This is a genomic window from Neobacillus sp. FW104-15D2 (assembly GCF_058790155.1).
Genome location: NZ_JBYTCJ010000006.1, coordinates 1 through 14,468 on the forward strand (window position 1 = coordinate 1; position 14,468 = coordinate 14,468).

Sequence of the window (14,468 nt, forward strand, 5' to 3'; positions counted from 1 at the left end):
GGGTTTGGATCACATCACACAATTCTTCGTTGAAAACACTTGCATTTAATTTTACACAATTAATAGGACTTGACTTGTGTAGTTGATTGAGAAGCAGCAACAACCTTATTTATATCCCCATTTGTTATAAATTCATTATTCTTTTCCCCTTGTTTTAGTTAGTTTGATAATTTTGTGTTATTATATTTACTCCAGTTAAGCAATTAAACCATTTCACTCTGACCTTCTAATTAGGCATTTATTTTCTACAAGACCCATCTCTCTTAAGAAAATTTTGAAAAACCCCCTGTTTGTCAGCTTCTTAGTTCTTAGCAGTACAGAGGGAATTTTACAAATTAATATACCTTTATTTTCGTTACTCCGCTTACATTCTTCTCTTTATCCGTAGCAGTTACGTATAGGATTGTATATTTCTTTTGCTTTATGATTTTCACTTTAAATTTACCCTTACCATCGGTTACAGCAGTACCGATTACTTTATTACCAACCTTTATAGTTATCACTGAGTAAGCTTCTGCTGTACCGGTAATTTCATTTGTTAAGCTTTTAACCATAGTACTTATTTTTGGCGCAGCAGGTGGTATTTTATCAAGGACAATTACATTCTTAACTGCACTTACATTTCCTGCAGAATCCTTTGCTGTTATAGCTAATTTTATCCCTGCTTTTTGTGTAGGTATTGATACTTTAAAATTACCATTCCTATCGGCTTTTACAGTGTACTTAATAGTTCCAATGGTAAAAGTGATGGTTGCCGAAGCTTCCGTTCTCCCAATTACTTCTTTAGAATTATTCGAAACAGGATTTACCGTGAGTATAGCAGGGGCTGTTTTGTCCAAAACAGGCACTACTATTGCAGTGCTAACATTTTTTCCATCAGAAGCTTTTATACTAATTTTCACACCAGGCTTTTGGCGGGGAATCGGAACTGTGAAATCCCCGTTTTTATTAGCCGTTGTCTTATATTGACTAGTACCGGCTACTACTGTAATATTTGCCCCACCTTCTGTAGTTCCTGTTACCACATTTGATTGATCAGTTACTGGGTTTAACTTTGAAATAATGGGGGCTGTTACATCTTTTACCACTATAATTGCCGCTTCACTTGTATTTCCATTCTTATCTGTTGCCGTCAACACTAACGCTGTTCCTGCTTTTTGTACTGGGATTACAATTGTATATTTGCCATCTGTTCCTGCAGGTGCTGCGCCAATTACCACACCTTTGAATTTTACATCCACTCTTGATCCCACTTCTGCTTGGCCAGTCACTGATGTACTTTTATCCGTTACTTCATTCACCACTGGTTTTCCAGGAGCAGTCGCATCTTTCACTACTACTGTTGTTTTTTCACTTGTATTTCCAGATTTGTCCGTTGCTGTAACATCAAGTGCTGTTCCGGCTTTTTGTACTGGAATGGCTCCTGTAAATTTACCGTCCATTCCTGCAGTTGTTGTGCCAATTAAAACACCATTTAAACTTACTTCCACTTTTGATCCTGCTTCTGCTTGGCCAGACACGGAGGTACTTTTATCCATCACTTCATTGACCACTGGTTTTCCAGGAGAAGTGGTATCTTTCACTACTACTATCGTTTTTTCGCTTATGTTTCCTTCTTTGTCTGTTGCCGTTACATTAAGCTCTGTTCCAGCTTTCTGAACTGGAATATGGGCAGTAAAGCGGCCGTCCGTTCCAGCCGTTAATGTTCCAATTACCACACTATTTAATCTTACATCCGCTCTTGATCCCGCTTCTGCTTGGCCAGACACAGAGGTACTTTTATCCGTTACTTCATTGACCACTGGCTTTGTAGGAGCTGAGGCGTCTTTTATTACTACTGTCTTTTTTTCGCTGGTATTTCCTGATTTATCTGTTCCTGTAACATCAAGTGTGGTTCCTGCTTTTTGTAATGGAATGCGTACTGTAAATTTGCCGTCCGTTCCAGCCGTTACTGTTCCAATTACCACATTATTTAATCTTACATCCACTTTTGATCCCGCTTCTCCTTGGCCAGTCACTGAGGTACTTTTATCTGTTACTTCATTGACCACTGGCTTTGTAGGAGCTGTGGCGTCTTTTACCACTACTGTCGTTTTTTCGCTGGTATTTCCTGATTTGTCTGTTGCTGTAACATCAAGTGTGGATCCTGCTTTTTGTAATGGAATGTTTACTGTAAATTTGCCGTCCGTTCCAGCCGTTGCTGTTCCAATTACCACACTATTTAATCTTACATCCGCTTTTGATCCAGCTTCTGCTTGGCCAGACACAGAGGTACTTTTATCCGTTACTTCATTCACCACTGGTTTTCCAGGAGCAGTCGCATCTTTCACTGTTACTGTCGATTTTTCACTTGTATTTCCAAATTTGTCCGTTGCTGTAACATCAAGTATGGTTCCTGCTTTTTGTACTGGGATTCCTATTGTAAATTTGCCATCTGTTCCTACAAGTCCTGTGCCAATTACGACACCATTTAATCTTACATCTACTCTTGATCCCGCTTCTGCTTGCCCAGTCACTGAGGTACTTTTATCCGTTACTTCATTCACCACTGGCATTGTAGGAGCTGTGGCGTCTTTTACCACTACTGTCGTTTTTTCGCTGGTATTTCCTGATTTGTCTGTTGCTGTAACATCAAGTGTGGATCCTGCTTTTTGTAATGGAATGTTTACTGTAAATTTGCCGTCCGTTCCAGCCGTTGCTGTTCCAATTACCACACTATTTAATCTTACATCCGCTTTTGATCCAGCTTCTGCTTGGCCAGACACAGAGGTACTTTTATCCGTTACTTCATTCACCACTGGTTTTCCAGGAGCAGTCGCATCTTTCACTGTTACTGTCGATTTTTCACTTGTATTTCCAAATTTGTCCGTTGCTGTAACATCAAGTATGGTTCCTGCTTTTTGTACTGGGATTCCTATTGTAAATTTGCCATCTGTTCCTACAAGTCCTGTGCCAATTACGACACCATTTAATCTTACATCTACTCTTGATCCCGCTTCTGCTTGCCCAGTCACAGAAGTACTTTTATCAACTACTTCATTAATCACTGGTTTTACAGGGGCGGTTGCATCTTTTACTACCACTGTCGTCTTCTCGCTTGTATTTCCTACAATATCTGTTGCTGAAATTACTAGCTCTTTTCCTGCGGCTTGCCTTGGAATTGGGATTGTGAATCGACCATCCGTTCCAGCAGTTCCGTTGCCAATCATCACACCATTCAGTCTTACATCCACTCTCGATCCTGCTTCTGCCTGGCCAATCACAACAATATCTTTGTCTGAAACTTCATTTACGACCGGAGCAGAAGGAGCTGATTTCGTTTCCTGGTTTACAAAAAACTGTCTTTGGATTGTATTTCCGGATAAATCAACAAATTTTACTGTAATCCCCTGCTTGTCTTTTACATTTAAATTGTTTAAGGCAAACGTTCCATTTGAATTAATTGAGACAGGCTGGTCTTCTATATACATAGAAACAAATGGTATGGTTTTTCCTGAAACATTTAAGTTGCCATTTATAGCTGTCAATGGCAACTTATCCAGATAAATTGGAACATAATCCAGTTTATTTGTTACGTACCACGTACCATTTATTTGAAGACTTCCACCAAGAACATAAGATCCAAATATATGCAAATCACCATTTATAGTAACGTTTCCGTTAATTGTAAGTACCGCGTTCGCTCCAACATACACATCACCGTTTATTGTTTCATTTGAGAGTGTCACATTGGTTGAATAGATCCTAGTCTTATTAAAATAATCTGAAGTGTCGGCGTGATCTTCTGTTTCTTGAAAATTACCACTACTCAAATCAAGTGTTACTCCTGAGGAATACAGACGTGAATTATATATCGTGACATCGTTTCCTTTTATATCTTTTAAGTAAACGGATGACACCTGCCAGTTTCCTATATTCAGAAAGTCCGAAACAGGAAGATCAGCTTCATACATATTCTCAAACCAATTATATGAAGCACTTTGTGTTCGAGTCTCTCCATTAGGAATTAAATAAGAAACTTTGACTTCTTCAATTCCAGAGGCAACATCTTCCGCTGAAATCTTTACTTTAACTGAATTACCTAATGTTACTTCCTTTTTATCAATGGAAATCCCTTTAAACATGGGACTATCAACATCTGGTTTTACCTGGACTTCAAAATTACCATTGCTTAGCATTGAATTGGAAGAATCAACAGTATTAAATAGCCCGTTATCATAATTAAACCAAATTTCATCAATTTTCCAACTCCCTAGATTGGAGATTGAAGTAATTGGTATTTTGACTTGAGCCTGTTTAGTTTGTTGATTGTAAGGCATATCAAATGTCTTCAGAAATCCTTTTCCATCGTAGTACCAAACTTTCACATCATTAATAATAGATTCATTGTCTATTGCATTAATTGTTAAGGTAACTGTATCTAATGAATATACAGTCTTTTTATCCACTTGGATACTGCTTATGATCGGCGGAGTAGTATCCCAAAATGCTTTTGCTATAATCCCCCCCATATTAGAGAAAACTAATAAAAACGCAATAAACACTTTTAATCCTATAGCATTAATAAGCTTCTTCATTTTATTCCCCCTGAGCCTTTTCGAAAGGTAAAATCTTGGTATTTTTTTATTACTATAGACACAGGATAATCTTATCATAAAAAATGAGATTTTTTTGCTTTTATACTAAAATTTGTATACCATTAAAACTATTTTTATAATGAGACGAAGATCGTCTATTTCTATGATCTGCTTTCTAAATTTTTCTTATATTTATTAATTTAAATAAACTACATGTCTTTTTTAGTAAATCCTTCAGTTACTATCTGCTACTGCCCTTCCCTCTATATTGGTGCTAATTGTGCAATGTGTTGATTGTGAATAGTATACTGAGTAAATTATCTCCTCTGTTTACGGTACTCACCTTTCAAATCAAGTCATATATTAGTTTTAAGTCAAATATCAGCTAAAACACCTAACTTAAACTACCAATATAGGGATATCTCATTTACCGTGTTTTTCTAATTATATAAATAGGAAGCAGTTTAATGACCTGGAAAATTAATTTAGGTAAAAAAGAGAAAATTGACCGTTTTTAAATTGTGATTGACTCTGTTACCCTTCCCAATGGGGAAGAAGTACATTTTCCTATGTTAACTTTACTAAAGGTGTATGTATCCTGCCTGTTACAAGTGACAATCGGGTTGTTTGCTTAAAACAATATCGATATTCGATAAAAAGCTGGCAGTGGGAGCTGCCGGCAGGAATGCTGGAAGAGGCCAGGACACCACTAGAGATGACTAAACAAGAACTTAAAGAGGAGACCTGCTTTAGTGCAGAAGAATGGATAAGCCTCGGCAGTTTTTACCCCTCACCTGGTTATACTAGCGAGGAAAATATTCCTATTTGTGGCAAAAAACCTAACAGAAGGGCAACAAAATCTTGGAAGTAGTGAACAAATTACCCTTAACGAATTACCGTTATAAGCTGTTATAAAGTTAATAGCAGAGGGAGACTTTCAGCACAGGGCCGGTCTGGCAGTTATAGCAAGATATATCGCGATTCAGAAAAACCCGAGGGAACTGAGTAGCCCTTGGGTTTTGCCTTACTAATTATTAGAAACAATAATTTCAAATTCCCCAAAACCTGTAGGGAGAATAAGATGGGTACCTTTAGACAGTGCGTAATTCTCTCCATTATGTTTAAGTGTGCCTTCACCTTTAATAATGCTAGCAATTAGGTGATTCAGAAAAGTTAGTACTGGGTTTTGAAATGCGATTTCCCACGGAAAATCAAAACCAGTCACAAGGTCAAAAGTTGGGTTTGGACTAAAAAAGAAGGTGTAGGCTGTGATAGCTTTGACGTCTGCTCTTCTCAATTAACATTTATGATTGCCTTATCGGAAGAACAGCAGGCAATGGTCACCTAAAAATTCTGCAAAAGACTATCAAGAAAGCTGATGAAAAAAGAACACTTGGAAGACCTCCTGGCCCTTCAAACAAAAGAAATAGCATTTTGACTCTTTTTAGCCAAGAAGAAAACTATACGAGGCGTTCTTCCCTCTTTATTATTGTGAAAGATCCCCTAAAATATATCAGTTTTGATAACTTAGTTACTTTTATAAATTAAATTATAAAAAGGATCGGGCCCTTTGCCCGATCCTTCTACATTTTAATAACAGGATAATAAACCAAATTAATCCCTGCTAAATAAATCTCTAGTGTAGACTTTTTCTTTTACTTCCTGTAAATCCTCAGATAACCGATTAGCCACAATGACATCGGAAATCTTTTTGAATTCCTCAAAGTCATTTATAACTTTGGAGTTAAAGAACTTATCTTCCTTTAGCGCTGGCTCGTATACAACAACCTCAACACCCTTAGCTTTTAGGCGTTTCATAACACCTTGAATGGCGGATTGTCTAAAGTTGTCTGAATCCATTTTCATAGTAAGCCTATATATTCCTACTACCGTTGGATTTCGTCTTAGAATCATATCGGAAATATGATCCTTTCTCGTTCTGTTTGCATCTACTATAGCTTCCATTATATTGTTTGGAACATCTGCATAATTGGCAAGTAATTGCTTGGTATCTTTAGGCAGGCAGTAACCTCCGTAACCAAAGGAAGGATTATTGTAGTGAGTTCCGATTCGTGGATCAAGCCCTACTCCCTCAATTATTTGTTTTGAATCCAACCCTCTAACTTCTGCGTATGAATCAAGTTCATTAAAAAATGCCACCCGCATAGCTAAATAGGTATTAGCAAACAATTTAATTGCTTCTGCCTCAGTAGAATTGGTAAAAAGAACGTCGATATTTTCTTTTAAGGCACCTTCCACTAATAAATCAGCAAAAATTCTAGCCCTTTCTGATTGTTCACCTACAATAATACGAGAAGGATAAAGATTATCATAAAGCGCTTTTCCTTCTCTTAAGAATTCTGGTGAGAAAAGAATGTTCTCTGTTTTAAACTGTTCTCTAACCTTTTTTGTATAGCCAACTGGCACAGTGGATTTTATAACCATAACAGCTTCGGGATTAACAGATATTACATTGGAAATAACTGTTTCAACCGATTTTGTATTAAAGTAATTCTTTTGCGGATCATAATTTGTTGGTGTAGAAATGATTACATAATCTGCACCCTCAAATGCTTTCTGGTTATCAGTTGTTGCAGATAGATTTAGTTCTTTCGTTGCTAAATACTCTTCAATTTCTTTATCAATAATAGGAGATTTTCTATTATTAATCATATCTACTTTTTCCTGAATGATATCAAGCGCTACTACTTCATGATTTTGTGCAAGTAATATTGCATTAGATAAGCCAACATAACCTGTTCCTGCAATTGTAATTTTCATTAATTATACTATCCTCCTGCGTTTGATTAAAATCCTTACCAATTCTGTTTATATATAAACAACCATTAGTCCGTTTATTCTTTAAGATAAAATCCAACCGGCTAAAATGGCCAACCTCTATTACAACTTATATCAATTTTCTACCATCCCAGTTTATTTTAGGCCACGAATTATTGTACCACACCAAATAGACTTTTTCACCCTAAGTGCAGGTTTTTGAGTGAATCACTGGTTTAATTATTCCAAAACTCCCTCTACGCCGTCCTTATTAAGTGTTTCTCCAATGTCTTTTGTTGTGGTAGGTCCAATTTCAGCCCAGCCTTTGAAGGCTTTATTATCTTTGGATGTTTCAAGTAACCGTTTACAAGAACTTCATTTCTTTTTGCTGTCAGATTTATAAATCGTGCTTTCAATCGGACTAACGACTTTTCTTTGTTAGCCAACCCGCTTTTAACAGGATTACTCTGGTTAGCAAACCCATTACTAGTACCTAGAAAACGTCTTTTTACAATTTCCTTAAACAGCCAGTGGTCGGCAGCTACAGCAAAAGGTTTTCCAGAAGTCTCTATGACTTTTTCAAGCAACTGCTAGAACATTGTGCTGCATGAACATTGCCAGGCGTCACCATGGCACCAAAAACAAAGCCATTTTTATCCGAAGCCGTATGGTAAGAATATGCGAACTGCTTCGTTCTTTCATCCTTTACATAATAGCCACTCTCAGGGTCTGTCGTACTCTCTTTAATTTCTTTCTTTTTCTTCTTCCTTTTCAAATTTATCGGGAGGAAATGGTTTTTTACCATGATTCTCCCTGTTCGCATTGATTTCATCGATAAGCCGGGACTGATAGGCTTTCGCTTCTTTTCGTACTACCTTCTTTTCAGATTTACGTTTATTCGCACTGGTTTTAACAAGTGTTGAGTCAATAAATACATGTTCACTGCGAATGAGCTTCTTTTCGGATGCTTCTCTTAAAATAAGATAAAAAATCTGTTCAAAGATATCTGTATCCTTAAATCTTCTCTCGTAGTTTTTACCGAAGGTAGAGAAGTGAGGGACTTTATCATGGAAGCCAAAACCCAGAAACCATCTGTAGGCTAAGTTTGTTTCAATTTTCTCGATGGTTTTGCGCATGGACCGAATTCCAAACATATATTGGATGAAGGTCATTTTGATTAAAATAACTGGATCAATACTTGGCCGGCCGCGTTCATTAGAATACATGTCTTGAACCAAAGAATATATAAAGGAGAAATCAATGGCTTCTTCCACCTTGCGTACCAGATGGTTTTCAGGTCCTGGTTTTTTCGTCAGTATTCTTATCACCTAAAAAATAATAATTACCTATTATACAAAAAAGACTGTTGACAAATCTAGTAAAAAGGGGAGATTTGTCTACAGTCTGAAAGACAGTTTTCCTGTCTTGGATTAAATCTTGCTTTATGAGCCTACATTAAACTTATTTTTGAAAGTCAACTTTTTGCTTTTAGAAACTGCAGGATTCCCAACAATTAAACTTCCTTCCTCACATTGCAGCTTAGATGGAACCACTGATCCTAATCCTATAACTGAATTAGATGGAATAGTAACACCTGGCGATAACAAAACGGACGATCCAATATAAACGTTTGTTCCGATTTGAATAGGTTTAGTTACAGTTTTATTTTCATGGATAGAAACTTCATGTGACATATTTGCGAAGAGGCTCCAGCGAATATAACGCTATCTCCAATATGGATATAGCCTCCTGTATCAAAATGGTGTCTGCTCGTAATACCACAATGGTCACCAGCCACGAATGTGCGTTCCCAGTGCTTATTGTTACTTCCTACTATGCGATTTAAGTTATGACTTTTACTGTTGATCCCCAATTCTAAATATTTTAATTTTGTTAACGTATTTAGATGACCAATTCTTACATTTTCTTTCAACTTAACTTTCTCAGCATCAATGTAAGATATACCTATACTGACATTTTTACCAATATCCCACCCAAAAACATACTTGTAAACAAATACTTTTAATAAATTTGGAAGAAAAACAGTTAACATTAAACTTAATTTCCTTAGTAACTTCATTGAAAAAACCATCCCTATAAATGTAATATAATTACACTATACTACAAAAATTAAAAGGTATCTTCATTTCCATACAATACGTTTGAATCGTTTTGTTTTTTAACTTCTTGTATTGCTTCTAATTTTGATTCAACATAAAAGGTTTGATGAAGCTGCATTCCTAGGAAAACAAATAGAAATAGGTTAAAAGGATAAACCTCTATAATATTGGTGAAAATGCTAGATGCGGATATGGCTAATATCAACCCCATAGCCAGACGTAGATTTCTAATATCCTCGATATTTTTATTTCTTTGACTTACCTTTTTCCTTAAAGTGAACAATCCAAAAAATATTACTGCAAAAAACAGTAAATATAAAATTGCTCCCAGTAACCCTAATTGTTGAAATATCGCTATATATTGATTGTCTACGGCATAGTCTGTAGAATAATAGCCTAAATCAGCTATCCTTTTACTTGCTGAACCTACTACCCCTAAACCAAGCCCAATATAACCTTCTTGACTTGATAAGCTAGGAATGAAACTCATCCAATGGTTAAAGCGGTCAAGAAGAGAATATGTGTTTAATAAAACAAGGTTGGATGAAATAATAAAAGGGATTGAAAGAGTAAAAAGACTTAAAAGGAAAAATGAAAGAGAATAGTATAATAATTTTACTCTCCCTTTCACAATTTTTACTTTTTCAAAGTAGGTAACAAATTGGCAAATCAAAAATAACATAAGCGCTGACCTAAGTGTTGCTAGGAAAAGAAATGTTAATGTTAGAACTTTCACTGCAAAGGCAAGCTTTTTACGATTTTTGCCTAAGTAAGAAAGTTCCAAAAATAAACCAAAAATAGCTAACATGAATGCATAGCCATCAGGCGTTCCGACGATAGAAGGTAGTCTGGGGATACCACCCTTAAAATGTTTAACATTAACACCGTACTCAAATCCCATTTGTATTAGTCTATCTATTCCCATATTCCATTGTATAACCCAACCAGTTATAAGGCTAATAAAAACAATAAGAAAGACTTTGTGCATATTGTACTTTTTATTTTTCAGATACACACCAAAAACAATAGCTCCCATAGGCAATAAAGTAATTTTAATCCCATAACCAAATGTAATAATAGTATTTCCGTTTGATAAACTAAACATGCCCACTGCTAACATCGTTGATAATAAACCAACTATAGTCAATAACATGTAATTTAAAGGATACTTTTTGTTGAATAATAACCAAATTAAGCTAATGAAAACAAACCATGCCAGCAAAATATCTTTTGACAATCTGACAATACTGTTCCCTTGAAAAATTATAAGTGAACCATAAATTGATAAATAGAAAAAGAAAAGAAACATACTAATCTCAAAAAATCTTTTCTTAAAAGTTGGTATATGAATCATATTTAATCCTCCCCAAGAATTAATAATACCATTTTACAAAGGGAAATAAATAGGCTTTTTTTGTCATATTTACATTTAAACTTGATACCAAACTCCGAAATATTGGTGAACCCGGCAACTTTTCCAGCCGCAAGAACTAAATCAGCTCCCAATATTCGCGTTGTCTTGCGGAGTAATCTGTACGGTCTTTGCCCGTAATGTTTTGAACAAACCGTTATACCCGGTTAATGGCTGTGTCGGTGGTTGCCGATGTATGATAAAAACTAACACATATGCCCCGTAAACACGCGCAGTTGTTGCACCTTCATTTACATAACCGTTTTTCCGTTTAATTCACATTTGCATCTAGGTAGTTAAACTGAATCCAGTATGGAGTGAATGATGATCCAATCATTTCACAGTACTCAATCCGTTTATTCTTCACGCCGTTGGACATAAGCAAAAATGCCCCTTTTGTTGCGCCTCGTATTCCCAAGAGTATATTTTAAGTTTGCGTCTTAATGAGCTTTTACCTTTCAAATGGCCCATAAAATACGAAACGGATATATTCGGTGGTATTTTAACCAATATATGTATATGGTCTGGCATTGGCATCTTTTTAATCTACATCCTTCATATCGCATAGCCTTCTTAAAATAGCACGTATATCGCTTTTAACTTTCCATATACAACTTTCCTTCTGTACTTGGGGATTAACACAATGTGATACTTACAATTTCATCTTGTATGTGATTAACTATTGTCACTCATTTGTAAAATCTCCTCTTGTTATTTGAAATTGGTTTGACGGCCAATATCTATTATAACAATAGGAGATTCTTTCTGTTTAATAGACAACTCTAGAAGTTTCATTTTCACTCAGGCAGAGTTTGTGGTTTAAAAAGCCTAAATAAAAATCCCCCTGAATTACTTTCAGGAGGAAAATTTGACAAGTGTTAATAAGCACTTTCATTTAAAAAAATATTTACTTATGCTGTCTCCTTTTTTTGCGGACGTCATCAGACTTATTGTAATAAGCATAATTAAAGATCTGCCAATCATCCCCGCAATAAAAATAAACATAAAGTAAACCTCCTAATTCCGTTTATAATTCGCAGGAATTCTTCCGTTTCAACTACTGACTGGCATAGTCATAAAACCTTAGCCCCTTTAGTTTTGCGCCACCATCTTTCAATAATTTTGCCATTTTCTACTAATTATGTAATATATATTATAACCTTATACCATATTTATCCATTATAAAATAGCTCAAATACCCGTTTATATTTTTGGGTTTGAATTATTATTCTTAATGCATTTTTTATTAAAAAGGGTCAAATAAAATCTGTTCATTTTCTATTAATCCACCTCTCATTTTCTTGTATAATCCCGAAAAATAACCATCTACATTTTTAAAAATTATGTTATAATTTGTAAAGAATTGAATCATAGAGGAGAATACTACTTTGAAAAAATTTTTATTAATCGCAGGCAGTATCATTGCAGTTTTGGTTTTAGCAATTGGAGGCTATGCATATTATTTATACAGTTCAGTTAAAGATACTGCTGGCCAAATGCATGAGGATGTTAAATTGGGCAGTGACCATAAAAAACCTGATATCGAAAAGAGCAGTCAACCGATTTCCATTCTACTTATGGGTGTGGATGAGCGGAGTGGGGACCGGGGGCGCTCTGATACTCTTATTGCCATGACATTGAACCCCAATAAAGATAACATGCAAATGGTGAGTATCCCCCGGGATACGAGAACGGAAATTATCGGACACGGTTCAACCGACAAGATTAATCACGCATATGCCTTTGGCGGTCCTAAGATGGCCATTGAAACAGTTGAAAATTTTACCGGTATTAAAATGGATTATTATATCCGCGTCAATATGGAGGCATTAAGTGCATTAGTAGATGCTGTTGGAGGAGTCACTGTTCACAATGATTTGGATTGGATAGATGAGGGATACTATCAAAAAGGATATCACTATAGCAAAGGCGTTCTTGAATTAAACGGGCCTCAGGCATTGGGTTACGTTCGTATGAGACATTTAGATCCTGAGGGAGACTTTGGACGGAATAAACGCCAGCGCCAGATTATCACCGCAGTTATTGATAAAGCTGCAAGCGTTTCGTCTGTAAATCGATTTGATGATATCCTAGCTGCTTTGGGAGACAATATAAAAACCAATATGACCTTTGATGATATGATGGCCATCCAAAAAAATTATAGGAATTGCCGAAACAATATTAGCCAATACGAGGTTCGGGGCAGAGGCACGAAAATAGGCGGAATATATTATTTACAGGTTCCTGCTGAAGAAAAAGCTAAGGTTACCAATATGTTAAAGAGTAATTTATCGAAAAGTTAATTGAGTAGGAGGGATGACTAGCCCCTTTCACACCACCGTACGAACCGTTCAGTATACGGTGGTTCCATTAAGATGTACGCAGAGTTACAAAGCGATTATATAAACTTTTCAACCCTCGTTGACTCCAGTAGGAGTTGTCGAGGGTTTTGTGTAGAATTATACTGCAGGCAATTCTACAATATTTCTTTCTTGAGTTTCCCCATTCATATGCTTTTGATTTAGATACCGCCTAAGCCAAGAAGTTTTCTAATTCGTATCTTAGGTTTCTTCCATTGTTTCCATTCACACATCCTGGACATTCGTCTAATCCATTCATCAAATTCCTTAATTTGCTTGGAGTGTCAGCTAACGCAAAGTAGCCGTACCAGCCCCATAGTATCGATTTAACATTTCAATCCTTTATTCCATCGATTAGGGTTTTGATCTAGGAGTGATTCACCTTATCTTTTGCTTTAGGCGCTTAATGCTTTCTGAGACAATATGCACCTTCGGTTCTTTTAAGGAAGTGAAACTGAATCCCAGGAATATTCTTTTCCAAAGTTGGTCTACTGATAACTTTTCCCGTTTACTTTTAACTTTAAATCCTTCTCAATAATGGATGTCATTACCCGCTTTCTTAGACTTGACATAAATATTAGTAAGTAAGAACCACTGGAACCTTCCTAATAGCCCCTCCCAGAACCGGACGTGAACCTCTCAGCTCATCCGGCTCCCATTATTCAGCCGTTGTCTTGATACCTAATTCCCAATGTTTGTTAATATGCCTTAATGTTGGATACATCTCAGATTGGTAGAACTTGCCGTAATAATTCCACCCTATCATTTTTGAGTCAAATATATGCGATAGGTCCGATAGGTCCTTTTCAGCTTTCAGCTGAAGTTTCCAATCCCTGACTTTTTGTCGAATTGATTTCTTGGATTTGTTACTAATCGCAGGTGTAAAGTTTACAAAGTGCTTTCCCCACTTATACTTCGACAGTCTTGGTCTGAACGTGTACCTAGAAAATCAAAAAATTCATGATTTCCTTTCTATCTTCATCTTTACAATATACAATTAGTGTTTTAGTAGGATGAAGTTCAAGTTTAAATTCGTTCATCCTATTGTTTAAAGATTTAAGCAATCTTATCGCTCCATCTTCTGTTTTACAATGGATGACTGCGTCATCCGTATATCTCACGAATGGGTTATTTGGGTGTTTAATAGACATTCATTTATCAAATGTGTAATGTAGAAATAGTTTTGTGAGAACAGGACTCATAACTCCACATTGCGGTGTGC

At 36.1% G+C, this 14,468-nt stretch carries 9 protein-coding genes, 3 pseudogenes and 1 riboswitch; of the genes and pseudogenes, 2 read left to right on the forward strand and 10 right to left on the reverse strand.

What is annotated here, in order from left to right; genetic code table 11:
- Positions 1 to 335 precede the first annotated feature (335 nt).
- Positions 336 to 4,577 (reverse strand): Ig-like domain-containing protein, encoded by a 4,242-nt coding sequence (locus AC3WR0_RS06665; protein WP_492551574.1) that lies wholly within the window; start codon positions 4,575 to 4,577, stop codon positions 336 to 338.
- Positions 4,578 to 5,175: 598 nt separating this feature from the next.
- On the opposite strand from AC3WR0_RS06665, the gene AC3WR0_RS06670 reads away from it, so the two are divergent.
- Positions 5,176 to 5,448 carry an NUDIX hydrolase gene (locus AC3WR0_RS06670; RefSeq protein WP_492551703.1) on the forward strand — a complete coding sequence of 91 codons (273 nt, stop codon included), beginning with the start codon at positions 5,176 to 5,178 and terminating at the stop codon, positions 5,446 to 5,448.
- Between the two features lie 156 nt (positions 5,449 to 5,604).
- On the opposite strand, the gene AC3WR0_RS06675 is transcribed toward AC3WR0_RS06670, so the two are convergent.
- The 6 genes and pseudogenes from AC3WR0_RS06675 to AC3WR0_RS06700 all read right to left on the reverse strand — a co-directional run bounded on the left by AC3WR0_RS06675 (position 5,605) and on the right by AC3WR0_RS06700 (position 11,528).
- Entirely contained in the window at positions 5,605 to 5,802 is a 198-nt protein-coding gene (locus tag AC3WR0_RS06675; protein WP_492551704.1) for a hypothetical protein, read from the reverse strand.
- 389 nt (positions 5,803 to 6,191) lie between these two features.
- Positions 6,192 to 7,358, reverse strand: a complete 1,167-nt coding sequence (locus tag AC3WR0_RS06680; RefSeq protein ID WP_492551575.1) for a nucleotide sugar dehydrogenase — start codon at positions 7,356 to 7,358, stop codon at positions 6,192 to 6,194.
- A 530-nt stretch (positions 7,359 to 7,888) separates the two neighbouring features.
- Positions 7,889 to 8,653: pseudogene (locus AC3WR0_RS06685) on the reverse strand (transposase); the annotation flags it as partial.
- A gap of 356 nt (positions 8,654 to 9,009) precedes the next feature.
- Complete coding sequence (locus AC3WR0_RS06690) at positions 9,010 to 9,435, reverse strand: hypothetical protein (RefSeq protein WP_492551576.1); 426 nt, start codon at positions 9,433 to 9,435, stop codon at positions 9,010 to 9,012.
- A gap of 50 nt (positions 9,436 to 9,485) precedes the next feature.
- Positions 9,486 to 10,829, reverse strand: coding sequence for a hypothetical protein (locus tag AC3WR0_RS06695; RefSeq protein WP_492551577.1), 1,344 nt, complete (start codon positions 10,827 to 10,829; stop codon positions 9,486 to 9,488).
- Positions 10,830 to 11,249: 420 nt separating this feature from the next.
- A pseudogene (locus AC3WR0_RS06700) lies at positions 11,250 to 11,528 on the reverse strand (transposase).
- Between the two features lie 410 nt (positions 11,529 to 11,938).
- A riboswitch (cyclic di-GMP riboswitch) is annotated at positions 11,939 to 12,023 on the reverse strand.
- A gap of 251 nt (positions 12,024 to 12,274) precedes the next feature.
- On the opposite strand from AC3WR0_RS06700, the gene AC3WR0_RS06705 reads away from it, so the two are divergent.
- Entirely contained in the window at positions 12,275 to 13,189 is a 915-nt protein-coding gene (locus tag AC3WR0_RS06705; protein WP_492551578.1) for an LCP family glycopolymer transferase, read from the forward strand.
- 67 nt (positions 13,190 to 13,256) lie between these two features.
- Here AC3WR0_RS06705 and AC3WR0_RS06710 read toward each other — a convergent pair.
- The 3 genes and pseudogenes from AC3WR0_RS06710 to AC3WR0_RS06720 form a co-directional block, all read right to left on the reverse strand.
- Positions 13,257 to 13,825: pseudogene (locus AC3WR0_RS06710) on the reverse strand (group II intron maturase-specific domain-containing protein); the annotation flags it as partial.
- A gap of 79 nt (positions 13,826 to 13,904) precedes the next feature.
- Positions 13,905 to 14,168, reverse strand: coding sequence for a group II intron maturase-specific domain-containing protein (locus AC3WR0_RS06715; protein WP_492551705.1), 264 nt, complete (start codon positions 14,166 to 14,168; stop codon positions 13,905 to 13,907).
- 19 nt (positions 14,169 to 14,187) lie between these two features.
- Positions 14,188 to 14,397 carry a reverse transcriptase domain-containing protein gene (locus AC3WR0_RS06720; RefSeq protein ID WP_492551579.1) on the reverse strand — a complete coding sequence of 70 codons (210 nt, stop codon included), beginning with the start codon at positions 14,395 to 14,397 and terminating at the stop codon, positions 14,188 to 14,190.
- Between the last annotated feature and the right edge of the window lie 71 nt (positions 14,398 to 14,468).

Coding starts and splice junctions, on each gene's coding strand:
- AC3WR0_RS06665 (WP_492551574.1), bottom strand. CDS start 4,577: ATGAAGAAGCTTATTAATGCTATAGGATTAAAAGTGTTTATTGCGTTT.
- AC3WR0_RS06720 (WP_492551579.1), bottom strand. CDS start 14,397: ATGTCTATTAAACACCCAAATAACCCATTCGTGAGATATACGGATGAC.
- AC3WR0_RS06680 (WP_492551575.1), bottom strand. CDS start 7,358: ATGAAAATTACAATTGCAGGAACAGGTTATGTTGGCTTATCTAATGCA.
- AC3WR0_RS06695 (WP_492551577.1), bottom strand. CDS start 10,829: ATGATTCATATACCAACTTTTAAGAAAAGATTTTTTGAGATTAGTATG.
- AC3WR0_RS06690 (WP_492551576.1), bottom strand. CDS start 9,435: ATGAAGTTACTAAGGAAATTAAGTTTAATGTTAACTGTTTTTCTTCCA.